This window comes from Rhizobium sp. WSM1328, from assembly GCF_057653715.1.
Genome location: NZ_JBYGKO010000004.1, coordinates 86,793 through 111,072, shown reverse-complemented (window position 1 = coordinate 111,072; position 24,280 = coordinate 86,793). Strand labels below are relative to the sequence as shown.

The 24,280-nt window shown below is 60.7% G+C and carries 25 protein-coding genes and 1 pseudogene; 13 read left to right on the top strand and 13 right to left on the bottom strand.

Annotated features, from left to right (window positions below; translation table 11 throughout):
• The first annotated feature begins 5 nt into the window (after positions 1 to 5).
• Both AC2444_RS31530 and AC2444_RS31525 read left to right on the top strand, forming a co-directional pair.
• The gene (locus AC2444_RS31530) at positions 6 to 380 is read left to right on the top strand and encodes a GFA family protein (protein WP_128449946.1); all 375 of its coding nucleotides are present in this window, start codon (positions 6 to 8) and stop codon (positions 378 to 380) included.
• A 24-nt stretch (positions 381 to 404) separates the two neighbouring features.
• Positions 405 to 1,274 carry an alpha/beta fold hydrolase gene (locus AC2444_RS31525; protein WP_128449945.1) on the top strand — a complete coding sequence of 290 codons (870 nt, stop codon included), beginning with the start codon at positions 405 to 407 and terminating at the stop codon, positions 1,272 to 1,274.
• A gap of 106 nt (positions 1,275 to 1,380) precedes the next feature.
• Here the strand turns inward: AC2444_RS31525 and AC2444_RS31520 are convergent, their stop codons facing one another.
• Both AC2444_RS31520 and AC2444_RS31515 read right to left on the bottom strand, forming a co-directional pair.
• Positions 1,381 to 2,139, bottom strand: coding sequence for a polysaccharide deacetylase family protein (locus AC2444_RS31520; RefSeq protein WP_128449944.1), 759 nt, complete (start codon positions 2,137 to 2,139; stop codon positions 1,381 to 1,383).
• Positions 2,139 to 3,227 (bottom strand): glycosyltransferase family 4 protein, encoded by a 1,089-nt coding sequence (locus AC2444_RS31515; RefSeq protein WP_128449943.1) that lies wholly within the window; start codon positions 3,225 to 3,227, stop codon positions 2,139 to 2,141. The genes AC2444_RS31520 and AC2444_RS31515 overlap by 1 nt, the downstream gene beginning before the upstream one ends.
• A gap of 179 nt (positions 3,228 to 3,406) precedes the next feature.
• Here AC2444_RS31515 and AC2444_RS31510 point away from each other — a divergent pair, with 179 nt between their 5' ends.
• Both AC2444_RS31510 and AC2444_RS31505 read left to right on the top strand, forming a co-directional pair.
• On the top strand, positions 3,407 to 5,125 hold the full coding sequence (locus AC2444_RS31510) for an adenylate/guanylate cyclase domain-containing protein (RefSeq protein ID WP_128449942.1): 1,719 nt from the start codon (positions 3,407 to 3,409) through the stop codon (positions 5,123 to 5,125).
• Complete coding sequence (locus AC2444_RS31505) at positions 5,125 to 6,003, top strand: FkbM family methyltransferase (protein WP_128449941.1); 879 nt, start codon at positions 5,125 to 5,127, stop codon at positions 6,001 to 6,003. The genes AC2444_RS31510 and AC2444_RS31505 overlap by 1 nt, the downstream gene beginning before the upstream one ends.
• A gap of 59 nt (positions 6,004 to 6,062) precedes the next feature.
• On the opposite strand, the gene AC2444_RS31500 is transcribed toward AC2444_RS31505, so the two are convergent.
• Both AC2444_RS31500 and AC2444_RS31495 read right to left on the bottom strand, forming a co-directional pair.
• Positions 6,063 to 6,440, bottom strand: a complete 378-nt coding sequence (locus tag AC2444_RS31500; protein ID WP_128449940.1) for a GFA family protein — start codon at positions 6,438 to 6,440, stop codon at positions 6,063 to 6,065.
• A gap of 182 nt (positions 6,441 to 6,622) precedes the next feature.
• Entirely contained in the window at positions 6,623 to 7,966 is a 1,344-nt protein-coding gene (locus tag AC2444_RS31495; RefSeq protein ID WP_128449939.1) for a chloride channel protein, read from the bottom strand.
• A 656-nt stretch (positions 7,967 to 8,622) separates the two neighbouring features.
• On the opposite strand from AC2444_RS31495, the gene nhaA reads away from it, so the two are divergent.
• Entirely contained in the window at positions 8,623 to 9,813 is a 1,191-nt protein-coding gene (gene nhaA, locus AC2444_RS31490; protein ID WP_487762927.1) for a Na+/H+ antiporter NhaA, read from the top strand.
• Between the two features lie 311 nt (positions 9,814 to 10,124).
• Here nhaA and AC2444_RS31485 read toward each other — a convergent pair whose 3' ends face one another.
• Complete coding sequence (locus AC2444_RS31485; protein ID WP_128449934.1) at positions 10,125 to 11,030, bottom strand: NAD(P)/FAD-dependent oxidoreductase; 906 nt, start codon at positions 11,028 to 11,030, stop codon at positions 10,125 to 10,127.
• A gap of 131 nt (positions 11,031 to 11,161) precedes the next feature.
• On the opposite strand from AC2444_RS31485, the gene AC2444_RS31480 reads away from it, so the two are divergent.
• Positions 11,162 to 11,617 (top strand): Rrf2 family transcriptional regulator, encoded by a 456-nt coding sequence (locus tag AC2444_RS31480; RefSeq protein ID WP_128449933.1) that lies wholly within the window; start codon positions 11,162 to 11,164, stop codon positions 11,615 to 11,617.
• A 418-nt stretch (positions 11,618 to 12,035) separates the two neighbouring features.
• A complete protein-coding gene (locus AC2444_RS31475) occupies positions 12,036 to 13,826 on the top strand; it encodes an ABC transporter ATP-binding protein (RefSeq protein WP_128449932.1) in 1,791 nt (596 codons plus the stop codon).
• Positions 13,827 to 13,953: 127 nt separating this feature from the next.
• Here the strand turns inward: AC2444_RS31475 and AC2444_RS31470 are convergent, their stop codons facing one another.
• Positions 13,954 to 14,433, bottom strand: coding sequence for a class I SAM-dependent methyltransferase (locus AC2444_RS31470; RefSeq protein WP_012763538.1), 480 nt, complete (start codon positions 14,431 to 14,433; stop codon positions 13,954 to 13,956).
• Positions 14,434 to 14,657: 224 nt separating this feature from the next.
• Between AC2444_RS31470 and AC2444_RS31465 the strand changes: the two genes are divergently transcribed.
• Positions 14,658 to 15,833 (top strand): DUF3095 domain-containing protein, encoded by a 1,176-nt coding sequence (locus tag AC2444_RS31465; RefSeq protein ID WP_128449931.1) that lies wholly within the window; start codon positions 14,658 to 14,660, stop codon positions 15,831 to 15,833.
• 62 nt (positions 15,834 to 15,895) lie between these two features.
• On the opposite strand, the gene AC2444_RS31460 is transcribed toward AC2444_RS31465, so the two are convergent.
• The 5 genes from AC2444_RS31460 to AC2444_RS31440 form a co-directional block, all read right to left on the bottom strand.
• On the bottom strand, positions 15,896 to 16,270 hold the full coding sequence (locus AC2444_RS31460; protein ID WP_128449930.1) for a tudor domain-containing protein: 375 nt from the start codon (positions 16,268 to 16,270) through the stop codon (positions 15,896 to 15,898).
• 63 nt (positions 16,271 to 16,333) lie between these two features.
• Positions 16,334 to 16,720 carry a VOC family protein gene (locus tag AC2444_RS31455; RefSeq protein ID WP_245461277.1) on the bottom strand — a complete coding sequence of 129 codons (387 nt, stop codon included), beginning with the start codon at positions 16,718 to 16,720 and terminating at the stop codon, positions 16,334 to 16,336.
• A gap of 125 nt (positions 16,721 to 16,845) precedes the next feature.
• Positions 16,846 to 17,424 (bottom strand): cysteine hydrolase family protein, encoded by a 579-nt coding sequence (locus AC2444_RS31450; protein WP_017996818.1) that lies wholly within the window; start codon positions 17,422 to 17,424, stop codon positions 16,846 to 16,848.
• A gap of 64 nt (positions 17,425 to 17,488) precedes the next feature.
• Entirely contained in the window at positions 17,489 to 18,322 is an 834-nt protein-coding gene (gene nadE, locus AC2444_RS31445) for an NAD(+) synthase (RefSeq protein ID WP_128449928.1), read from the bottom strand.
• A gap of 44 nt (positions 18,323 to 18,366) precedes the next feature.
• Positions 18,367 to 18,612 (bottom strand): hypothetical protein, encoded by a 246-nt coding sequence (locus AC2444_RS31440; protein WP_003553537.1) that lies wholly within the window; start codon positions 18,610 to 18,612, stop codon positions 18,367 to 18,369.
• A 113-nt stretch (positions 18,613 to 18,725) separates the two neighbouring features.
• On the opposite strand from AC2444_RS31440, the gene AC2444_RS31435 reads away from it, so the two are divergent.
• From AC2444_RS31435 to AC2444_RS31415, 5 genes and pseudogenes are all read left to right on the top strand, one after another.
• On the top strand, positions 18,726 to 19,259 hold the full coding sequence (locus AC2444_RS31435) for a DUF4142 domain-containing protein (protein WP_003553535.1): 534 nt from the start codon (positions 18,726 to 18,728) through the stop codon (positions 19,257 to 19,259).
• A gap of 50 nt (positions 19,260 to 19,309) precedes the next feature.
• A pseudogene (locus AC2444_RS31430) lies at positions 19,310 to 19,532 on the top strand (LLM class F420-dependent oxidoreductase); the annotation flags it as partial.
• 144 nt (positions 19,533 to 19,676) lie between these two features.
• Positions 19,677 to 20,627, top strand: a complete 951-nt coding sequence (locus AC2444_RS31425) for a TniQ family protein (RefSeq protein WP_128449927.1) — start codon at positions 19,677 to 19,679, stop codon at positions 20,625 to 20,627.
• A gap of 104 nt (positions 20,628 to 20,731) precedes the next feature.
• Complete coding sequence (locus AC2444_RS31420) at positions 20,732 to 21,955, top strand: hypothetical protein (RefSeq protein WP_128449926.1); 1,224 nt, start codon at positions 20,732 to 20,734, stop codon at positions 21,953 to 21,955.
• 114 nt (positions 21,956 to 22,069) lie between these two features.
• Positions 22,070 to 23,065: a hypothetical protein gene (locus AC2444_RS31415; RefSeq protein WP_128449925.1), complete on the top strand. Its 996-nt coding sequence runs from the start codon at positions 22,070 to 22,072 to the stop codon at positions 23,063 to 23,065.
• Positions 23,066 to 23,142: 77 nt separating this feature from the next.
• Here the strand turns inward: AC2444_RS31415 and AC2444_RS31410 are convergent, their stop codons facing one another.
• Together AC2444_RS31410 and AC2444_RS31405 are read right to left on the bottom strand one after the other, a co-directional pair.
• Positions 23,143 to 23,991: a hypothetical protein gene (locus AC2444_RS31410; protein WP_128449924.1), complete on the bottom strand. Its 849-nt coding sequence runs from the start codon at positions 23,989 to 23,991 to the stop codon at positions 23,143 to 23,145.
• On the bottom strand, positions 23,988 to 24,188 hold the full coding sequence (locus AC2444_RS31405; protein WP_128449923.1) for a hypothetical protein: 201 nt from the start codon (positions 24,186 to 24,188) through the stop codon (positions 23,988 to 23,990). Before AC2444_RS31405 ends, AC2444_RS31410 begins: the two co-directional genes overlap by 4 nt.
• Positions 24,189 to 24,280 lie beyond the last annotated feature (92 nt).

Genomic DNA, 24,280 nt, shown 5'->3' with positions numbered 1-24,280 from the left:
CCGTCATGACCGTGCTTTCCGGAAAGTGTCTTTGCGGGCAGGTGCATGTTTCTGTCCGGGGCGAACCCTTGCGCGTTGGAATCTGTCATTGCACCGACTGCCGGCAAGAAAGCGGTTCGGCCTTTACCTTCTATGGGATCTGGCCCGCCGGCCAGTTCGAACATTCAGGGAAAACCGGCGAGTTCCAGGGTCGACATTTCTGCACCGGTTGCGGCTCGCGGCTGTTTTCCGCCGATGACCAGGAGGCCGAAATCAAGCTCGGCATCCTTTCCGAGGCCCCGTCGCCTCTTGTGCCGAGCTACGAACTCTGGATCAAACGCCGCGAGCCGTGGCTGCGACCGGTGGAAGGCGCAAAGCAGTATGATGAAGACCGAACGTGAAGAACGGTTCCGAGGAGCTTGTCCATGACCACTCTCGTCCGACATCGCTGGATGACGGTTGCAGGCGTCGAGACTTTTTACCGCGAGGCCGGCCGGGAAGATGCTCCGGTCTTGTTGCTGCCGCACGGATATCCCTGCTCGTCCCATGAATTTCGCAATCTCATGCCGCGCCTTGCCGACCATTGGCGCCTGATCGCGCCGGATTTCCCAGGCGCGGGCTATAGCGGCACGCCTGATGATTTCGACTACAGTTTCGATGGTTACGCTGCCTGGCTAGAGGCCTTCGTCGGCGCCCTAGGTGTCGACCGGTTCGTCCTCTACCTCCACGACTTCGGCTCGCCGATCGGTGCCCGCTTGGCGATCAGGGCCCCTCAACGCATCGTGGCGCTGATCATCCAGAATGGCGACATACCCTATGAAGATGCCCTCGGACCAAAATATGCGGGTATCGAGGCGACCTGGACGCTTCCGAGATCGGAGATGAGGAAGGTGCTGGCGGAGGCGGTCAGCGAGGAGACTTTCAAGGAGGAATTCCTCAACGACTTGCCGCCTCCTCTGGCCGATGCGATCCCGCCAGACCTCTGGAAGCTGCATTGGTCGCTGATCACGCCACGGCGCAAGGACATCGCCATGGACCTGATCGCCGGACTGAAGGAGAACCGGGCCTGGTTCCCGGAACACCGCAAATACCTGCGGGAATACCAGCCTCCGACCTTGATCGTCTGGGGTCCGAACGACCACTACATGCCGGAAAAATCGGCGCGAGCCTACCTACGGGATCTGCCGGACGCCGAACTGCATCTGCTCGGCGGCGGCCACTGGCTGCTCGAGACACATCTCGAAGAGGTCGTCGCAATCATGCGAGACTTCCTCGGGCGCGTTCATGCCACCTGATCGACAATGTCTAATGCCCTATATCGTGTCGCGATCTTTGAGATTCGCTCCTCGCGCTTCAGGTCTTGCTTTTGCGCATGCGCTATCGCAACACCGCGGCACAGTTTCACGCGATGTGCTCTAGCAGTTCCGACGCCGATGACCAGCGGACGGCCGGATGTCGGGTCGTCACCGCGAACAAGGCCGACAGGAAATCCCATGCCGCTACGTCATGCACCAGATGGTGGGTGAGCACGCCGAGAGGCTCGTCGCCGCCGGCAAACCGGTCGTCAAGCTCGGCCACCAGTTCGGCCACCAATTCCGCCTCGCCCCGTCCGCCGCGCGTGCCATGCCAGTCGATGATGTCGACATGGGTGTTGAGGAGCGGCATCGGGCCGTCCTGCTTGGCTCGCCCATAGACCGAAAGGGCTGCAAATCCGAGCGCCGGAAGCGCCGGGATGAGGGCGGCGTCGATCCGGTTCCACGGCGGCACCAGCACCGGCAGGAAGCGGGCCGGATGCAGCCGCCGCAGCAGCCGGAACCCCTCACCCAACTCGCCGAGCACGGCCTCCGCCGGCCGCTCGCCGCCGAGTTCCTGCTTCTTGCCTTGCGGCCCGGCATGGTTGGTATGAGACCAGCCATGCACGGCGACAGCGACGGATTTTTCCTCCGCCAAGCGCGCGGCCAACGTTTCGCCGGTCAGGCCGGGAATGATGGCGAGCATCAGCGGAACCCCGCTTTCACCCGTCAGCGCCAACAGCGTCTCCAGCGGCTGCGTCGGCTCGACGGCGTCGTCATCTCGCAGCCAGAACCGCGCCACGCGGCCGGCGGCCTGCCAGCGGTCTAGCTCGCGGCGCAGGGGGTCCCAGGCTATTCCGTCGGTCATCACGTCACTCCTGTTGCTGCGCTGTCGCGCAAAATTCCGTCCAATACCTGCGCCGCCATCGCAAGCGAGCGCTCGCCAAGCACCAAGCGCCGCGCCGCCTGCCCCATGGCGTCGCGCCTTTGCCTCTCGTCAAGCAGGGCGGCCACGGCCTCGGCATAGGCGGCAACATCGCCCTCCGGCGTCAACAGCCCGGTCACGCCAGCCTCGACCACCGCTGGCACGCCTGCCGTTTCCTGCGCGACGACAGGCAGGCCAGCGGCCTGGGCTTCCAGATAGGCGAGACCGTAGGCCTCGCCGCAGCCGGGCCAGACATAGAGGCCGCCGCGTCCGAGCAGTTCGGCGATCTCGCCGGGATTGCGCTCGCCCAGCCATTCGATGCGGCCGGGAAAGTCGGCAAACAGCGCCCGCACCTCTTGCCGCGTCGGACCATCGCCGATGACGGCCAGCGTCCAGGGCCGGTCTTCGATCAGCCTCAACGCATTTGCAAGCATGACATAACTGTCCATCTTGTCGCCGGCTCGCATCATCGCGACCGTCATCAGCCGGCGCGGATCAGGCGCCGGCGACACCTTCTCGAACAGCGCCGTGTCGATGAAGGGGTTAAGCCTGGCGAGGCGCGCCTGCGCGAAGGCGGCGGCAAGCCCGTCCTGGTCGCGCCCGGTGAAGCTGATATTGACCGCCGCCCGAATGATCGCATCGCCCACCAGCTTCTGCGAAGCCGCCCAGCCGGTTCGATCGCGTTTTGCCGCATAGGAGGCTTCGGCGGTGACGTAGGGAATGGCGAATTCGGCGGATATCGCCGGCCCGAAGGGATCGGGCGATTTATAATAGGGGTGGTAGCAGAACCAGAGGTCCGGCCGCGGCGCGGATTTCCATCTTAGCCGCAGCCGCTCCAGCTCGGCGCCGATGGCGGGTTCGAGCGCCCGTGCCGCGTCCGGTGTCGAGGCATAGGCGCGGAATTCGGAGGCGACGTCGACCTGATGCCCGCCAAGCTCCAGTGCCCGGATCAGCAGTCGCGCCATCAGCCGGTCGCCCGACGGTACCGGATGGTTCGGCGATTTCATCGGCGCGTAGAAAGCCACCCGCATTGGGACACCTCAGGTAAGACACACTGTTTACAACTTTCACGCCTGTCGGGAAAATTCCGCTATTGTCCCTTTGCCGAAAACTTGCGCATAAGCATATGGAATGTGATCGCGATCGAAGCAATTCCGCCTCTTTCTCAATCTCTATGGGCCTGCGGTTACATCGACAAGAACGGGAATGAATGACGACGGTCTCGGCCACAGGGATTTTTTCGGAACGTACGATCAGAAGGGCGAGGCTCGGTTCCGGCCTCGTCATTTTCATCTTCGTCCTCTTGCATTTGTCGAACCATGCGATTGGCCTGATTTCAGTCGCCGCCGCCGATAAAGCCGCCCACCTCTTCCTGGCGATCTGGCGCAATCCTCTGGGGACCGCCATCTTCTATTCATCGGTGCTCATCCATATCGCGCTGGTGCTGCGCGCCATCCACATGCGCCGCAGCCTGGTCATGCCGAAGGGGGAAATGGCCCAGATCGTGCTCGGCCTGATGATCCCGCTGTTGCTTATGGATCATGTCATCGGCACACGCATTGCTCACGAATTCTACGGCTACATCGATGACTACGAGACGGTTGTCGGCATGCTCTGGATCAAGAACCCGGCGAACGGATTGCGGCAGGCGCTCGCCGTCGTCGCCGTCTGGATCCACGGCTGTATCGGCATCCATTTCTGGTTGCGCTACCGCTCCTGGTACCCGGACTTCGCTCCGCTGCTGCTGGCGATTGCGATCCTCGTGCCGGTGCTTTCGCTGCTCGGCTTCGTCGAAATGGGCCGAACGCTCGCCGACCCTTCCTACCAGCAGTCAATGACGGTCAGCGCCTACAAGGAGGGCATCAACACCCGTTACGCCTCGAACCCGCAAGTTCACCGCGAGGTCGCCATGATCCGCGCCGGGCTCTACGGCGCCTTCTCGGCCTCGCTGCTCATCGTCGTCATCGCGCGTGCCCGGCGCAAGCTGAAGGAGCGGCTTGACCAAGTCGCCGTGAACTATCCGGGCGGCGAGGTGATCCGCGTGCCGCGCGGCTTCTCGGTGCTGGAAGCGAGCCGGCTCGGCGGCCTGCCGCATTATGCCGTCTGCGGCGGCAAGGGCCAGTGCTCCACCTGCCGCGTGCAGATCCTTGGCGATTACGACAGCCTGCCGATCCCCGACAAGATGGAGCAGACGACGCTGAAGCGCATCAATGCCGGCCCGGATGTCCGGCTCGCCTGCCAGCTTCGTCCGAACCGCGACGTTGCCGTCGCGCCACTTCTCGTGCCGGCGATCGAGGCGGCCCTTCCCGCCAACAGCCAGGAGACGAGCCCTGGCCGCGAGCGCGAGATCGCCGTGCTCTTCGTCGATATTCGCCATTTCACCACAATGACGGAAACCCGCCTGCCCTTCGACGTCGTCTTCCTGCTGAACCGCTATTTCGCCATCATCGGCAAGGCGGTGGAGCAGTCGGGCGGACGGCTCGACAAGTTCATCGGCGACGGCGCCATGGCGCTCTTCGGGCTCAACACCGCGCCGGAGGAAGCCTGCCGCCAGGCGCTCAACGCTGCAGCAGCGATCGTCGCCGAGATCGAGAAACTCGCGGCGGAACTCGCCGACGAACTGGCGCTGCCGCTGCGGATCGCGATCGGCATTCACACCGGCCCGGCCGTCGTCGGCACGATGGGATACGGCCGGGTGCGCAGCATGACGGCGATCGGCGATACCGTGAATGTCGCGAGCCGTTTGGAAACAGCCGCCAAGGAATTCGAAGCGGCGATCGTCATCTCCGAACCGGTGGCGAACCTTTCGGGTGCTGATCTTTCCGGGATCGAAAGCCGCGAAATCAGCGTTCGCGGCCGGGCCCTGCCCTTGAAAGTCTACGTCATTCCAAGAGAGAAAGCGGCAGAGCCGCTCGAAGGAAAAACCTGATGCCCGGCAAGCCCTGGCTGACCGCCAAATACTGGAGCCGCCTGTTTCGCAAGGCCCGCAACGCCGCCGCTTCGCGCTTCTTCGACACCCGCTTCGGCCGCCGACTGCTGATCGAGAATATCGGCCCGCGCGTGGTCTCGGTGACGGTCGACGCCGGCGACCATCTGATGACTTTCTCGCCTTCGGACTATATCGGCCGCAAGGTCTTCCGGAAGGGCCATTTCGAGCGCGAGGCCGTTGATCGACTGATCGTCATCCTGCGCGAGCGCGGCCTCGTGAGAAAGGACGCAACGCTGCTCGAGATCGGCGGCAATATAGGCACCCAGACCGTCTATTTCGCCCTCAGCGACACCTACGCCCATATCGTCAGCGTCGAGCCCGATCCGCGCAATTTCCCGCTGCTTGCCCTCAACATCCGCCAGAATCGGCTGGAGGCGAAGGTCCGCCTCGTCAACTGCGCCGCCGGCGAGCACGAAGGCGAGATCGATTTCTTTCTCAACCTCAACAATCACGGCAAGAGCAGCGCCATCCGTCAAAGCCCGACAGACAGGAAGATAAGCGTGCCGGTGAAGCCGGTTTCCGAGATCCTCGCCGGACTTTCGATCGACCCGGCCGCGATCGGCCTCGTCTGGATGGATATCGAAGGCTACGAGCCAGTGGCCTGCCGCTCGATGCAGCCGCTGCTTACCCGCCGCGTGCCGCTCTACATGGAATTCACCCCGCTCTTTTACGGAGCAGAAGGAACGAAGGCCTTCATATCGATGCTATCGGGCTTCTACGAGAATTGCCTCGTCATCTTCGAGGATCGCGAAGAGGAGATGAAGGTCCGCGACCTGCCGGGCGAATTCGATCAGTACAACGTGCTGTTTTTGCCTTAGAGGCTGCTTGTTACCGGCATTCGGGGCAGTATCTGTTAACGTGTCATTCTGTACGGCATCTAGGTCAAATCGAACGACACCCATTCCAGACGACTTTCCTCGTAGACGCTTTGCGTTGGCGCGAGCGATGAGGGATCGGCGAAGCATCCCAATGCGACGGCTACCAGCTCTTTCCTGAATTCCGGTATCCAGAAAACTGTCGACCCGCATGCCGGGCAGAAGCAGAATTCGACCGATTTGCCGCTGTCGCCCCATCGCACGTAGCTGGTCGAAACCCCGGACGTCTTTATTTGATCGGCGTGGAAGAAGACGGCTACTCCGAACGCGCTGCCGGTGCGACGTTGGCAGGCCCGGCAATGGCAGGCGGAGATTTTGACAGGTTCTCCGTCGGCGGTGATCGAAAGCTGGCCGCATGAACAACTGGCTGCTCGTTTCATTCCGTGCTCCGCTAAAATGATGTCCGCGAAAGCAAACGCACGCACCTGGTAGCTGTTTTAATTGCCGCCGCCAGGCCGCCGGACAGATCGAACAGTGCCATCAGGTGTCAGGTCCATGTTCGTAGCAAACTACTCGGCAGATGATCGCGCGTATTCGCCGGTCGTCTGTGCAGAACTGAAGGTTACTCCGACTCCCTTTCGACCGCACGCCGCGCCCGGATAGCCGCGGCGATGAAGACGCGCGAAAGGCCATGATAAAGCGGTTCGCGCGAAAGAATGCGCGAAGTCACGTAACCGATCATGGACACTGCCATGATCGGGATGACTGCCTGATGATCGCCTGTCATTTCGAGGATAATGACGAAGGCCGTCATCGGCGCCTGCACGACGCCCGCGAAATAGCCGGCCATGCCGAGGATGGCCGCCAGCGCGACGCTGGTGCCGAGCAGGGAGCCGACGGTGCTGCCGAAACCGGCGCCGACGGCGAGCGACGGCGCAAAGATGCCGCCCGGAATACCTGACAGCATCGACAGGAAGCTTGCGGCGAACTTCTCGACGAAGAAGAGCAGAGGCAGGGCGTTGCCTTCGACCGCAGTTCGTGCCTGCTCATAGCCGGTACCGAAGGTCGTGCCACCTGATGCCACTCCGATAACTGCGATCGTCAGTCCGCAGGTGCCTGCAAGAGCCAGCATGCGCTTCAGCGGCTGTGGCTGCGCCCAGCGGCGGATCTTCTGGCCAAAGTGCAGCGCGAAACCGCTGAAGGCTGCTCCGAGCGCGCCGCCGCCGACGCCGCAGATCAGAACCAGTCCCCAGTCGCGAAGCTCCGTGGGTGCAGCCGATGCCATGCCGAAGTAATTGTAGCTTCCCGAAATCCCGAGCGCTGCAAGGCCGGAGAGGATGACGGCGGTCAGCACCAGTCCGTTGGCCCGAGACTCGTAGGTCCGACTCATTTCCTCGATCGCGAAGACGATGCCGGCGAGCGGCGTGTTGAAGGCGGCCGCAATTCCCGCCGCCGATCCGGCCAGGATCAGCCCGCGCGCCTGCGCCATGCCACTGAACCGGGCAACAGCGAGCATGATCGATGCGCCGACCTGGACAGTCGGTCCCTCGCGGCCGATCGAGGCGCCGGAGAAGAGCCCGAGCACCGTCAGCACAATCTTGCCGAAGGCGATCTTCAGCGACAGCAGCCGCGTCCGATCTTCCTCGTCCCGCAGATGTCGCGCGGCGATCGCCTGCGGAATGCCGCTGCCCTGCGAGTTCGGAAACAGCCTCGCCGCCAGATAGGCCGACAGCATGAAGCCGAGCGGGGTCAGCGCAAGTGGCAGCAGGAAGGCCCATTCACCGGACGAGGTGAGAGACCCGAAGCCCTTCTGCGCCAGATCCGCAAGCTTCGCAAAGCCGACGCTGATCACCCCGATTGCCAAGGCCCCGCACCAAAACACCAGCCTTGGCTGCCAAACTGAGAAAGACCCCCATAAGACGCGGGAGCGGCGAAAGAGCTTGGAATATCGATAGGATGGCGGCATGTCGGGCTCGGCGATGCGGGGCGGGGTTGTCCTTTACTAGCGCTATCGTGCCCGAAGATCACCCCCATTTGCAGCATGTCGATCGCGGGCACGACTGCGGGCGCGCGCGCCGAGCACGGAAGCTCACGTTCAACCGTTCCGTCCAGGCTTCCCTAGGTCGGACCTCGTCGCATGAGAGCAGGCAGCCAGCCTACATTTTCGTCAACGCATCCAATGACGATCGCGGCGAACCATGGTTCATCTCTCGAGGTGGCTTTCGGACCTATCAGAGCCGCCGATAATTTTACTTCGCATGACCGTGGGTGTAATCTGAGGATGCTCTCCTGAGGCGTTTGAACGCCAAGGGCACCTGGCTCGCTCCGTGGTTCCCCCGCTGGAGCGGGTTTTTTTCTGCCGGTCAACTCGGAACAACTGACGATATTAGGCAGTGATAGACGCGGCATCCCAAAGCTCCATCGCCTATTATGAGAAGCGCTGATCGACACTGGATGTCCATCATCGTCGAACGTTACGACACGGGAACGATGTCGGGGGGCCCCTGGAAATCCCTGCTGCTTTTAGGTATCCCTTTCCGGATGGCGTGTGCTGCGTGCGCCGCGGGCTTCCCCGAAATCGACGGAGACGAAGATCAACCTTCCAGAAGGGAGCGCGAAACCATGTCCTTGCCGATCACGACCGGTCGCATTCAATCCACTCTCCGCGGATATCTTGACAACGAGGCCTCCGGCGGCGTCGTCTTGATGGCAGCCGCGGCCATGGCCCTTGCGGTGGCGAACTCGCCGCTGGCGGGCGCATATTTTCATGCCCTCCATCTTTACCTCGGGCCACTGAGCTTGCAGCACTGGATCAATGACGCCCTGATGGCCGTGTTCTTCCTGCTCGTCGGTCTGGAGATCAAGCGCGAAATGCTCGATGGCCAGCTCTCGACCTGGAGCAGGCGAATTCTTCCCGGTGCCGCCGCGGCCGGAGGAATGCTCGCCCCAGCCCTCGTCTATCTGGCTTTCAATGCCGGGACGCCAGCTAGCCTCCGCGGTTGGGCGATCCCGACGGCCACAGACATTGCCTTCGCGCTCGGAGTGCTGTCGCTCTTTGGCAACCGGGTTCCGGCGTCCCTGAAAATCTTTCTGGCGGCGCTTGCCATTATCGACGACCTCGGCGCCGTCCTCGTCATCGCACTCTTCTATACAAACGGTCTCAACCTCCTGGCCCTTGCCGGAGCCGCCGCGGTTCTTGCCCTGCTGTTTTTCATGAACCGAGCCGGCGTGAAGACGCTGACGCTTTATCTCGGCCTTGGCGTCGCCTTGTGGGTGCTGATGTTCACCTCCGGGATCCACGCCACGCTTGCGGGCGTGCTGCTGGCCTTGACGATACCGATTAAGCTTTCTCCCGGCGCTCCGGAGGCTAGCGACGAAGAATCTCCGCTGCACCGGCTCGAACACCTGCTTCATCGACCAGTGGCATTCATCATCGTCCCACTCTTTGGCTTGGCCAACGCCGGCGTTTCCCTTCGCGGCACGTCCATCTCGAGTTTGGGAGACCCTCATACAATTGGCGTCGCCGCCGGACTGTTTGCTGGCAAGTTGCTTGGGGTTCTCTCCGTCGTTGGTCTCCTGGTGAAGCTACGTTTTGCGCAGCTTCCGGCAATGGCGAACTGGACGCAGATGACCGGTGTCGCGCTTCTTTGCGGCATCGGCTTCACGATGAGTTTCTTTATCGGTCTTCTCGCTTTCGATGACCCAGCCGTACAGGACAAGGTCAAGATCGGCATTCTGCTCGGTTCGGCGATCTCTGGCGTGGCCGGATCCGCGGTTCTGATGGCGAGCCGGCGGAAAAGCAGCCGGTCGTAGTCATCTACGAGTTCGCGGCGACGGCACTCGTGGACATCTAGTTCTTCGGAGGGTCTGCGCGCCGCGCCTCTTTGGATCCCACCTTCTCCGCCGCTTTCCTCGCTGCTGGAACAGGCGAACGCCTTGCCATGTCAATGCATAAAAGACCGCGCCTAAGAGCGCGGCGAGCGGAAGGCAGGCCAGCATGTCTTTCGCGTACGCACATTGCGGCATTGCTCTAGTTTATCGCCCTCTCCCGATCTTGACCGCTTGGCACGAATGGCCTCTCGACCGGCCAACTGCCCGAGCCGCCCGAACGTGCTGTTTGCGCCCTATGCGACCGACTGCATGACAAGCGATTGATGGCAATGCACGCCAGCAAGCACGCCTGAGGCGGAGGCGAGTGTGGCATTGTGCATGGCGCTTGCCGCATCACCGGCGGCGAAGACACCCTTAGTGGTCGTTTCCTTGTTATCACCGGTGCGGATGACGGGTCCAAACGGGCCGTCGTCGAAGGCGCAGCCTAGCTGTTCGGCAACCGGGCTCGCCATCGTCGTTTTCGGCGCGACGAAGACGGCATCGAGCGGCAGGATGCGGCCATCGGCGAGGCGAACGGCCTCAAGCTTCGGATCGTCGCCCAACAATTCCACGATTGGGCTGCGCTCGATCCGGACGCCACGGCCAGTCAACTTCACCAACTGCTCTTCATCGGGCTCGAACAGCCCTTGAGTGAAAAACGTCGTCGCACCCCAGTCCGGGATCATGACGGCCGAATGGGCCGAATGCGGATGGTTTGCAAGGACACCGAGCTTGCCGCCGCTGACCTCAAAACCGTGGCAATAGGGGCAGTGCAGCGCGGAGCGACCCCATCGCTCCTTCAGCCCGGGGATTTCGGGCAGCGTGTCGCTGACGCCGGTTGCAAGCACGATGCGCGCGGCCCGTTCTTCGCCGCCGTCTTCGGTGCCGACAATGAAGGCGTCACCATCGCCCCGCGCCCGGACGACTTTCCCCTGGCGGACGGTGATGGTCGGATAAAGCGAAAGCTGCCGTTTTCCCTCCCGCATGATCGCCGCCGGCGTCTGGCCGTCCTGGCCGAGGAACCCGTGCGAGGCTTCAGAAAAACGATTGCGCGGCGCGCCGGCGTCAACGAGCAGCACCCGCCGCCGCGCCCGGGCGAGCTGCATCGCGGCCGAAAGGCCGGCGAAGTTTCCGCCGATGATGATGGCGTCGAACGACATGGGACTCTCCTTGGATATTGAACTCATGACTCAACATAAGTTACATGAACTGGTGCCGTCAACCATCATGTTACTTGTCTTGTTACGATCAGCTTGCGATAATGACCCGCCCGATCGACAGGAAGAGAATCATGCGCAATGACAGCCGCCTTTCACGCATGCTGCACGTGCTGATCCACATGGATAAGCACCAGCATTCGGCGACCTCGGACATGATTGCCAAGATGCTGAACACCAATCCCGTCGTCGTCCGCCGCACCATGGCCGGCCTTCGCGAACAGGGCTACGTCCGCTCCGAAAAGGGCCATGGCGGCGGCTGGACGCTGGTGCGTCCGCTGTCCGAGATCACCCTGCTCGACGTCTACCGCGCCATCGGCGAGCCGCATCTCTTCGCCATCGGCCCAGCCGACGATCAGCCACAGTGTCTTGTGGAACAGGCGGTGAATGTCGTACTCGGCGACGCGATGAAGGAGGCCCAGGCCCTGCTGCTGCAGCGATTGGACAGCGTCACGCTGGACAAGATCGCCGCCGACTTCGAGGCAAAACTGACCGCGCGCCCGGCCACATCCTATTCCTGCGCTTCCTGAGCGGGGATTACGTCCTGCGGTAGTGGAATAACGGTCTTTGTCGATGCCGTTTTGGGCGAACGAGCCGGCCGAACCGTCACCTTGCAAGCGCACAAGCTGTGTCGTTTCCGCATCACTTTCTGTAAGGTTGCAAATATCCGCTTGGCAATGGCGAAATGCTTCGGTACAAAACGCTCACCGCTTTAGTTCAAACATAGGGAGGCGTTGCATGCCAGCAATCATCGAAACCTTCCCTTGCGGAATGTCCCGACACTAGGTCATTTCCACTCGCGGCCCGCCGCAAGCGCGCCCGACACGCGGTTTTCCCTTAATTCATAGCCCGATTGATCTGACGGGGTTATTTCGTCTCCCGCTTGGGCCGTGCCATCCAACTCTCTATCCTGAGGACCGGCTGCCGACACGGCGCCGAGCGATTAAAATGACTCGCAAGAAGCTCGATTTCCGCGCCGATGCCTATCGCCATGTGCTCGGCTTTGTTTTCCATCATTGGCGCCATCGGCCTTTACTGGTGGGCATTATTGTCGTGCTGGTCATTGCCAGCACCCTGGCCGAAGTCATGGTGCCGGTGTTTTCCGGCCAGATCGTCGATGCCATCGCCGGCGGCAACGCGGCTGACCGGGCGCTGCGCGCCTTCGTCGTTGTCGTGGCGCTCGGCCTGACCAGCGTGGCACTGCGCTGGTTCATCTTCAACGGCATCATCCGGCTGACGCTGCGCACCATGGCGGATGTGACGAATAACGGTTTCCACAAGGTGCAGCGGTTTTCGACCGACTGGCACGCCAACAGCTTTGCCGGTTCGACGGTGCGCAAGATCACCCGCGGCATGTGGGCGCTCGACCAGCTCAACGACCTGCTGCTGGTCGCACTGCTGCCCTCGATCGTCATGCTGGTCGGCGCCAGCATCGTGCTCGGCAGCTACTGGCCGATCATGGGCCTGATCGTGGCCGCGGGCTCGCTGATCTACATCGGCGTGACCGTGGCGCTTTCCATGGGCTTCGTGTCGCCGGCGGCACGGCTTGCCAATGCCTGGGACACCAAGCTTGGCGGCGCGCTGGCGGATGCGATCAGCTGCAATTCGGTGGTCAAGGCCTTCGGCGCCGAAGGCCGTGAAGAGGTGCGCCTGCGCCAGGTGATGGCCAGATGGGACAGCCGCACGCGACGGACTTGGAAGCGCGGCACGTTGAGCGGCACGATCCAGGGTTTCCTGATGGTTTCCATGCAGGCCGGTATTCTGGGAACGGGCCTGATCATGTGGCGGCAGGGGCTGGCGACGCCTGGCGACATCACCTTCGTGCTGGCGATGTTCTTCGTCCTACAAGGTTATCTGCGCAATGTCGGCCAGGATATCCGCAATCTGCAGCGTGCCGTCAACGACATGGAGGAACTGGTGCTGCTCGACAAGATGCCGCTCGGTATCGAGGACAAGCCCAACGCCACGCCGATCAGGATTGGCGAGGGCGAGATCGTCTTCGATCGCATCACCTTCCAGTATGGCGCCCATCCCACGCCGCTTTATGACGACTTTTCGGTCACCATCAAGCCGGGTGAGCGCGTCGGCCTGGTGGGACATTCGGGTTCCGGCAAGACGACCTTCGTCAAGCTCATCCAGCGCCTCTATGACGTCAACTCGGGCCAAATCCGCATCGACGGACAGGATATCGCAGGGGTCGGGCAATCAAGCCTGCGCGGCCAGATCGCCATCGTGCAGCAGGAGCCCATCCTGTTTCACCGTACGCTGGCGGAAAACATCGCCTATTCCAGGCCGAACGCCTCGCGGCGCGAGATCGAACAGGCGGCGAAACAGGCGAGCGCCGACGACTTCATCATGGACCTTCCCAAGGGCTATGAGACGATGGTGGGCGAACGCGGCGTCAAGCTGTCGGGCGGCGAGCGGCAGCGTGTCGCCATTGCCCGTGCCTTCCTGGCCGACGCACCGGTGCTGATCCTCGACGAGGCGACGTCGAGCCTCGACAGCGAAAGCGAAGTGCAGATCCAGCAGGCCATGGAACGCCTGATGAACGGCCGCACGACGCTGGTGATCGCCCATCGGCTGTCCACGGTGCGGGCGCTCGACCGGCTGCTGGTCTTCGACAAGGGAAAGATTGTCGAGGAAGGCGACCACCAGGCGCTGATCCGGCTCAATAACGGTATCTATCGCCGGCTGTTCGAGCGCCAGGCGCTGGAACTGACCAAGGGTCTGGTGGCGTGAACCAAAACGCGAGAGCGCCGCGTCTTTTCGAGAGCCGCGGCGCTGTAGCACTTTGAATGGCTGCATGATTTTAGCCCTAAATCGATGGCGGTTTCAGGAATCACGCAAGTCAGGCCGATGCTGTCCTTTACGTCTTCCGGTAAAGGAAATAACGGCCTTCCTTGATGCCGTCAGGCAGCGGCAGCCCCACCAGCTCCGGATGCTCCAGCGGCAGCCCGCTGACGGCGATGCCGTTGTGGGCAAGCACGCCGGCCATCAGTTGCGGCAGCCATGTCAGCGTCACCGCGTCGATCTCGTCATGGCCGGTGCCGATATCGGCATGGGCAAGGGCCGCGCCGATGCCGACGAAGGCCTGGCCGGACTCGCGGATATTGCCGGTCACCATGTCTTCCGCCGCTGGCGTCGAGGCCGAATAGGAACGGACTTCCCAGTCGAAAGCGACGATGCGCCGGCCAGGAAAGTTCTCGCGCAGATGATCATAGGTGCGGCCGTTGCCAAGGCCGAACTCCAGCACCGGGCCTGGCGTTTCCCCCACCAGATCGATGATCGAGTTCAAAATGTCTCGCTGGGCCGTCAACCGGCGAATGAAGCTGTCGAGGCGGCTCATCTAATCTATATCCGTCATGAAATCGTCGGCGGTCCTGGTGGAATTCCAGCAAAAGTGCGAGAGCGGTTTTGCGTGCGGAATTGCGTAAAAACAAAAAGATAGAGTGTTTCGGTGGGTCCGAAAAAACACGAAATGCTCTAGCACATGAAACCTTGCCACGTCGATTGCCGTAAATGGGAATTGGCGTTGCAGTGGCGACATGGGTCTGTGCTAAGCTGGACGATATGAAAACCGTGACCGACGAAGATTTCTTTGCCGAAGTGCCGCTCTTCAACAAATTCGAGGGCGTGACCGACGCCGCCAACTACCGGCCGCTGCCGGATGGTTGGGTGCTGGCGCTGGCCGACATCGTCGGCTCGACGCCGGCGATCGCCGCCGGCCGTTACAAGGACGTCAACATGGCGGGCGCCAGTGTGATTTCAGCGGTGTTGAATTCCGTCGGCAAAGGCGATTATCCCTTCGTCTTCGGCGGCGACGGCGCGCTGATTGCGCTTCCGGGATCGTTGGAAAAGCCGGCGCGCGACGCCCTTGCCGCCGTGCAGGTCTGGGTCGAGGAGGATCTGGGCCTGACGCTGCGCGTCGCCATCGTGCCGGTCGCCGACACCCGCGCCGAGGGCCTCGACGTCCGCGTCGCGCGTTACTCCGTAAGCCCTCATGTCACCTATGCGATGTTCTGGGGCGGCGGCACCAGCTGGGCCGAAAGACAGATGAAGCTCGGCCGGTACGGCATTGATCGCGCCGCCCCGGGTACGCGCCCGGATCTCACCGGCCTTTCCTGCCGCTGGAGCCCGATCGACGCCAGGCACGGCGAGATCGTCTCGATCATCGCGGTGCCTGGCGAAGGCCGGCCGGGACAGGAATTTCGGGACCTCGTCAACGGCATCGTCGCCATCACCACCGAGCAGAACCGGGACAGCCACCCGGTGCCGGCGGATGGTCCGGACCTTGCCTTCTCGCTGCACGGCATCAACCGCGAGGCCAAGGCCACCGCGCCGGCTGGTCGGCGATTGCGGCAGAAGCTCATCATCTTCCTGCAGCTCGCCATCACGGTCGTGTTCTACAGGCTCGGCATTCCACTCGGCCGCTTCGACGCCCGCCGCTACAAGCGCGACGTCGCCGGCAATTCCGATTTCCGCAAGTTCGATGACGGGCTGAAGATGACGATCGACGTCGACGCCGAACATCTGAAACGGATCGAGACGCTGCTGGAAGCGGCACGCGCCAAGGGCATTGCCCGCTACGGCCTGCATCGTCAGGCCTCGGCGCTGATGACCTGCTTCGTGCCGACGCCGATCTCGCGCGACCACATGCATTTCATCGACGGCGCGGCCGGCGGTTACGCGGTGGCCGCAAGCCGGATGACCGGCAAGGTGCTTGCGACGGCGCCGCATCAAACGTGATCGCCCGAAACCCATCGCTTTGACGGCGACGGGCTGATCTCGCATTTGGTTCAAGCAAAGACTTATCGTGAACGGCAGCGACCGGTCCGCGTGGTTTCCTTGTCGCCGTCATCATAGGCAATACCGATCTTCTCGCCGCCAAGCGAGGTGATCTTGCCCGCATACCAATCGCCAGCACCCTTGTAGTTGCACTCTACCTTCATCCCGATGACCCAGTCGTAAGGACGCACATCGCTCAAGGAAACAGTTTCCTTATCGCCGTCATCATATCGGATCGTGACCTTCCCGCCCGAGGCGCTGTCGATAACGCCAGGGAACCAATAACCGGCCCTTTTGTAGTTTCCGAGAACCCAGTCGCCTTTGGTCTGCGCGGATGCGACAGAAGCGCAGGAGCACATGACACCGATTGCGATAGCCGCGGCAACAAAACTCTTCAAGATAGTCCTCCCTTAGAACTCATCCAATCCGCCCCCCGAAATGGTTGTGGCAAGATCAGCAGCTTAAAGCGCGGTGATGAAATCTGCCTTAACAACAGAAAGGGAGTAAGTCCGCTCACCATCGGAGAAGATCGCGGTTGGCGTCGTAGCTATAGGCTTGCCAGAAAGCTTCTTGATTTGATTAAGGTGGTGGCTGGTCGAAAGGCCGGTGTTGACGATACCGGACAGACGGGGGTCGTGCGTCTTGTCAAGGTAGCATGTCGCCCGCAAACCATTGATCGGGCGCCGGAGAGCGAACCGCGGCCAACGCCTTTCGCGTTTACGCCGGATGACACCTGCCACGTCTTCTAACTCGACGACTCGCCGCGGATCGAGTGGTGCCAAGACATCGTCGAAAAATGAAACCATTGTCTCAAGGTCGCGAGCGCCGATCATGATGTGACTGAACATGGTGAGTTCCCGTGTCAAAAAGCCCGCGACGCGCCGCGAATCTACGGTCCTTGTAGGGATGGGAGATCTGACTTCGCTGTCCGGCAAGAGAAGGTAGCTGCGCGCCGGAAGATTCCAGCGCTTGTTCATAACTGGCGGAGAACGTCCTCCGTCGACGAGATTTCCAACTGCACCGAGAACCTATCCCCCAACAATTCGAGCGAGGCGTCATGAGTATCATCGGCACCGCTACAAACGGCGTCCTTCAGAAGGATGACACGATAGCCAAGGTCAATAGCTCCAAGGGCTGCGGCCAGCACACATACGTCCGTCTCCCCGCCCGAGATCGCGAGGGTCTGAACCCCTTCCCCTGCCAGGACGCGGTGAAGCTCGCCGGTGGTCCACGGAGAATAGGTCATCTTGTCGAAGATCCGGGCGGGTGGAACCAACGCCTTGAGTGACGGGACGAGATCGACCATGTCTGGTCCCAGTCGTTCGAGGGTCATGGTGTCCCATTTCTCGTAGTAGCTCCGCCACATGCCATGCATGTCCTCTGCCCGCTTGGGCGGCACGAAGCGCGTGAACACCGTGCGCTGCGGATAGCGCTGCGAAATTTCCTGGATCCGAGGCGAGACCTCCTTCATCCACGGCACATGCCAGGGCGTGTTTTCCGCGAACATCCGCTGCATATCGATGCACAAGTGAATCCAGTGGCTGTCGTTCATCGTCTCCTCCCTCCAACACGAACCAACATCACAGACTGCGGTTCCCAACGGCGGCCGACGCTTTTCACCCCGCTCTTTCGTCGATCGGCGCCACGGGCAGCGCGCGTTTGTGCGCACTTGCCCAGTAAGTTTTGAGAATACGCTGCCTTGCTGGCTCGGCGATCGCCTTCCCCTCGAGAAAATCATCAATGTTGTCGTAGGTGACGCCATAGACATCTTCATCGGGACGAAGAGGCGCGTCAGATTCAAGGTCCGCAGTCGGCACCTTGAATACCAGTTCCCGCGGAGCGCCCATATGCTCGGCCATGGCCCTCACCCGTCGCTTGGTCAGGCCGGCAAGCGGCAATATGTCAGCTGCTCCATCGCCGAACTTTGTGAAGAACCCCATGAGAGCTTCGGCCGCTTGATCAGTCCCGATCACCAATCCTCTGGTTAACCCAGCCAGCGCGTACTGCGCGACCATTCGCTGGCGTGCTTTGATGTTGCCGAGATGGAAATGTTTGCGAGCCGGCTCCACCAGATCTTCTCCCTCGGCCATGACCGCGTCGAGCATGGCGTCTGCTGCTGGCTGTATATCGACCGTGACGACACGATCCGGGCCAATGACGTCTAGCGACTTTTGCGCGTCTGTCTCGTCGGCCTGGACACCATACGGCAGTCGAACTGCAATGAACTGCGCATCGCATCCATCCGCTGGAACTTCCGAGACTGCGGCTTGCGCGAGTAGACCGGCGACAAGCGAGTCGACGCCACCGCTTATCCCAAGAACGAAAGTTCGGCAGGAAGCCTGGCGCAGATAACGGCCCAGGAAATCGATGCGACGCCGAACCTCAAGCGCCGCATCGAAATCGGCGGTGACCCCGAGTGTCCGAGATATTGACAGCTGGTCTTGGTCCATTTGATCCGTAGCCTGTTTGGCTTATCGTTATCTGCCGAGGTAACTCAGGACAGCAGAGGCTGCTCTTTCTTCCAGTCCCGGTAAGGGGTCAGCATTTGCCCAGGAAAGCGCCGCTCGATCTCTTCTTCCACGAGCGTAATCCGTGAAAGGGTTTCCTCCCTATCCCTGATGTCATGCTCGCTATGCTTTTCCAGCGAGCTCATGGCAGCAAAAACCTCATCGCTCGTCATCGCCTCAAGCCGGGTCGCGAAATCCGAAACGTCTTCGTTCAAAATGTCATTGGCTACCATTACTGCTCTCCCTGCTTGCGCTGCAAACCATGGGGATATGAAATTGTTCCTTCTCTCGGAACTCGATTGCGTCGCGAAAGTTTATGGGGCGATCGACAACGGGAGTATCCTGCATGAAAAAAACCCTCATTCTGGCATCTATCCTCATGGCAACCGCCGGATCCGCTACCTTCGCCCAGTCCACAGCCGAGAAAACCGGCGTCAACTCCGTGATGGGTGTCGCACCGAAGACCGAAGATTTCGTCGTCGAGGCGGCCAGCAGCGACATGTTCGAGATTGAATCCAGCAAGCTCGCCTTGGAACGGTCGGACGACAAGACCAAGGCATTTGCACAGCAGATGCTGACCGACCACCAGAAGACGTCGGACGAGTTGAAGGCTATGGTCACATCCGGAAAGGTGAAGGGGACGATCCCCGCAGCCATGTCCTCTTCTCATCAGGGAATGCTAGACGATCTGGCGAAACTTCAGGGCGATGACTTCACCAAGCAGTATCATTCTGACCAGGAAGACGTGCATGAGGACGCGGTCGATCTATTCAAGCGTTACGGCGACGAGGGTGAAAATGCCGAGCTGAAGGCTTGGGCGGCAAAAACCCGGCCGGCTTTGGAGCATCATCTTCAGATGGCAACGGAGCTGAACAAGTAATCGTGTACCCGCCCCCGCTAGTATGGCGGGGGCTTTTTCTTGGTCAAGCTATGCTGATCGGCTACCGCGCTTCGCACGAGCAATTCTCTCCTAGGCAGCCTTGAGCGCGTCCAGGCAGCGGAGGGGGCCGGATTTCAGGCTGTGATAACCTCGGATCACCTTGCGCCGTGGAGCTCGAGGCAGGGGAATTCCGGGAATAACTGGGCCCCGCTCGGCGCAGTCATGGCGAAAACAACAGTCCCGTTCGGGAGCCTCGCCATACCGGGAAGCTGGTGCTGGCTCACCGCACGCGGAACCCGTCGCGGACGTTCAGGCCGTCTTTAGTTCGTGCCTGAGACTCGCCTATCTCGGCAAGGTCGAGTTCGACTCGTCAAAACCGATCTCGACGTCGTCGACGGTCTCGCGGAGGGCATAGTCATGTCATTCGCAAGCCGACATTTCGAGTTCATGCAGCCCGTCCTGACGGCTCATGATCTCGGACTTCCTAAGGTTGAAGTAGGTGAGGAGGACGGCCAGCTTTTCGATTTCACGCCGGGCGACCACATCCTGTTCTTCAACGAGGACCGGACAAGTTACACGGAAACGCGGTTCAAGGAGTGGCTCCAACTTACCGCCAGCGCCCGCGTCTACGCCAACGAGATGGAGATCAACGGCCGCAACATCGTCATGCAGGAGCTGCTTGACGAACTTCTGAGGCTCCCACTTGCCGAAGAGCACAAGGAGTCACTTATCCGTTGGACACCGATTTGGAACGGCACGTTCCATCGCCTTGCGGGTGAAACCCTGAGAAAGCGGCAGTTGTCGTTCATTAATCGCCGCTTCTGCCGCGGGTGCTTGGGCGAAGCAGCGTACCATCGGGTGTGGTGGGATATCGTGGAATTCAACGTCTGCCCCTTCCACGCAGAGCCGCTGGAAGACAAAACGATCAAGGGCGATACGATCAAGTGGTGGTATCCTTCGTTCCAAACGGCTCCTGACGGCGACGTCCTCCGGCGCCACATCCCGCAGCTTCACGAGCCCGACGATTTCGAGTGGTATCTTGTCAGTCGGTTCGGATGCGTCGAGTGCTACGAACGCCCCCTTTTGGATCCCGCTCCTCTTCACGAGGTCATCGACCTGTGCGGCGCGGTCGGCCGCATACTCGCAAACCCTTGGGCAAGGGTCGCACCCGAACCGGGTCGAGAGGACTGCAGAGTTGGCTTTCATGCCCTCTCCGGAAGTCTGGAAGACCTCGAGCGCGCGTTTGTCACGTGGCTTGAGACGAACGTTCCCGAGAAGGAGCGCAGACGAGGCATCCTGCACGGCTACGGATGGTTTCAGCGACGCGGCGACAGTAACTTCCTTGAAGCCGCGCTTTGGCCACAATGAGACGGGCTTTCGCCAGAACGGGACGCATCGGTCGGCAGAGCACGGGTGTCGAAGGACTTAGGCATAGGGAATCCACGATAAAGGAAGCCGCGGCGGCCATCGGCATGGATGTTCGCGGACTGAGGGCCATCAGTCAGCAAGCAGGCATTTCTGCAAAGAGCACGGATCCTGCCTTGCGTGTATTCCTGACCGAAGATGAAGTGGCACGTCTTCACGCGACAGCGGCGGACCTGATCGGAGTGAAACAGGCAGCATCCCTGTTGGGCTGCTCGGAATCCTGCGTCCGGCATTTGGTATCAAAGGGAATCATCAAGGGATTCCTGCACACCCGCATCTTCGGCCACGAGGGTCATGGACTAGCGCACCTTCGGTCCGAGGTCGAAGCCCTACGCAAGTGTGTTCTCGCAGTGGAACCCAACAAGAGCCGCGGCCAGCAGTACGGCATCGACTACATGGCAAAAGCGCTAGGAAAGAGCGTTGCAGATATCGTTCAGGCCGTACTGCAAGGAAAAATGACAGTTGCCAACATCGATCGACGCCGAAAGGGAATCGGTTCCTGGCGGTTCGAGGCGGTCGCCTACAAGACAGGTTTTCGTCGGCGAGTCCATGAAGCCGAAGTTCGCGTCATCGAAGCCGGCGCCGTCATGCGAATGGGGACGGACGTCATCAGCTTGTTCGTGCGCGCGGGCGTTATCAAAAGCCGAATTGGTGAGGACGGGCAGACATACCTAGATCGGGCGTCGTTTGATGCATTCAGCTCGAAGTACGTGAATGCCAAGGCCTATATGGACCGTCTCGGCTGCACAGAATTCTATCTTGCTGCCCGGCTTCAGGAACTTGGCATCCGGCGCTGCCATTCCAAGATCCGCGGCCGCCATGAGATCTATCTGGTGGAGCGAAAGGCGCTTGAGAACGCTGTCGGGACCATCGACGGCGATGGTGATCCTGACCTGTGGAACGCATTCCGCGGCGAGATGACCAGAATCTGCGCGTCCTTTGTCATTCCTCCGGTCTCGGGAGGCCAGGTGGTGAAGGCCTACACGGCGACCCGGTCAACCTTCGTGGAACTGCACGTCGATGGCCGACTGCTCAAAATCCGCAAGACTTTCCAAAACCGGACGGCTCGTCGTGAGTGGAAGGTCTTCGTGGCTAACCAGCAGCAGATCAGGCAAGAATGGAAGGTATTCAAATGGTCGAAGCTCAATGCGCGTGGAGACGTGACAGCTGAGTTCACGATCCGGAATGTGGGCGATGTCCCTGTGGCCGCTGAGGCCCTGAGGTGTCTCTACCTTCATTTTCGGAACCCGCGTAAATTGCCTCAGGGGTGACCATTGAAATCTCCTTCGGGCCGCTGTGAGCGCCCGGGGGAGACCGACCCCGACCATCTTGCTGTTGCTCGGTCGTGTCGCTACACAATCTCCAGGTTTTATGGGGGACGGGGTATGCGGTCTGCAATTGCAGCAGTGGCGCTGATGGCTTTCACGCCTATGGCGGCAGCTCAAGCATTCGATTGGTCGGCGCAGCTAGGTAAATCCTCGGCGACATTGCAAGCTGCATTGGGACAGTCAGGCCGATGCGCAACGGGCGGTTTCTCGGTTCCTGTCAGGTGGGTCAACAAGGACACGACACTGTCCGACAACCTGTTCGATCCCGTCGAGACCCCGGGTTCGGGAGCGATAATCATCGGCAAGCCGGATCCAACCAATGATCACGATGATGAGCGTAGCTATTCGTCGAGCAAGATTACCTCAATTCGGTGCACGATCGGACGAGAGGCAACCGTCGAGGCTTATGCTTACGAGGATCGCCTCTTACGGATCAAGCTCAGCTTCGACCGGTGCGACAATCGCGAGCTGCGCGAGGACAAGCTTTTTGGGAACATCATGGGCAGTGACAAGCCATTCATGGTGGAGAGATGCGAAGGTGTCGATCTGAAGGAGAAGGATTTCGACACCGCTCTCTATCTGTCCATCAAAGCTCGCAATAAATACGGCTACGACAGGGAAGGATCCCCTGGAATACTCGACTTCCAATGGTCGGGAGATATGAATGGTGAGTACGGCCAGGCCGAGCGCAGAGTCATGTGGGATGTCCTGTGCGATCGGGATTCACGGAACGAACTCAGCAGGATGATTCCGCCGGACGGCATGGCGTACCGATGCCTTATCGACGTCGAGAACGTAGATCCATCGCGATGGTCGGCGACCGCAATGTACGAGATCCTTAATCCGGGAACGATGTTCGACAGTGTAGCTTCGCGACTCACCGCTATGCGTCTCTTCATCGACATGCCCGCCGAGCGTGCCGCCGCCCTCGCCATCAGGCCGGAACTCCAAACAATGGTCGACGGGATCAAATCGAAGATCGCAGCACGTGTGGAAGACGACGACCAAAACGACAATGCCGTTTCGAATATCCTCGGCGGCGCTGGCAACTGAAGCCGCCCGCGGCGAGTGCAACGGCGGCAAGCAGCCTCCCACTCGGCGCGGGCGAGTTCGATCTGTTCGCCTCCATTTCACCCGTCGTATGTTCGAAAGTTTTCCTTGGGCGGTACAGGGACCGACAGTCCGGTCTCCCCAAGTAGATCGTCGAAGGCCTCCGGCGGGGTGGATTTGATCCAGCTCGACATAACTCTCCAGTCGGCAACTTGGATGCGTCGGCTGTCGAGCCGCTCGTACGCGGCTTTCGTCGCCGCGAGAAGGCTCCGGACTGGCGGTGTCTTATGAGCCTTTAAAAACAGCACCTGCAGAGCCGCAGAGAATTCCGCCTCAAAGGCGTCTTTGTCAGATTTCGTCAAGTCGAAAGCGGCGCGAAGGATGACTGTCCTAAGGTCGTGGAGCAGGTTGTCGTTGTCGCCGGGTCCCATCCGCTTGGCGACAAACTTGATGCAGCGGTCGATCTTCTCGAGTTCCTTCACGTGACCAAGGTATCCGTAGACTTCGGACGGGAGAAGCTCGCCAACGATGCTCCCAGACAGGACGCTCTTGGTATCGGAATTGTAGACATTGAAGCCCACCGTCGAGCTGATGACGGTTCCGAAAGCCAAACCCTCATCCAGTTGCCGAGTATCGTTCACCGGAAAGACTGTCGGTCCAGACCAAACAAGGGCGCTTTTTATGAATGACCGATAGGACTGCAATTGCCGCTCGCTTCCCGCGTCCTTCTCGCTGGTAACTGTGCCAACGAAATATTTAAAGCCTGCGGCCGGAAGTGCCAATGATATTGCTGTACCGAGATCGCTATGACCTCTGAACAGATAGAGCAGCTGAGCAGCCGCCAGTGCGAACAGTGCTATCCAGAAGATCCAGTAGATGCCGAGCAGCAGGGTGTCGGACGTAAGCAGTGCCGCTGGATTTTTCCTCATTCACTGCCCCTAACCACGCGAGTGATGGTGACGCTTCCCCATGCACTCAGGCTCCTGGACTTGCCACCTTCTCCCTGGATTGTCAGCTGACCATCTTCGGTGATGCTGACGGCAACCGCCTTCATATCGAACTCAGGTTGCTGGTTGGCGTTCTCGTTGACCCGTTCTACGTGGACGTCGAAGAGCTGTTTGCTCATCTGAGGTTCTCCCTTTGATTGAAGGCGGTTGTGCACCCTACGGCAGCGCAATCAAAACAGCCATCGCAAGGACGAACTATCCAAAGGGCAAG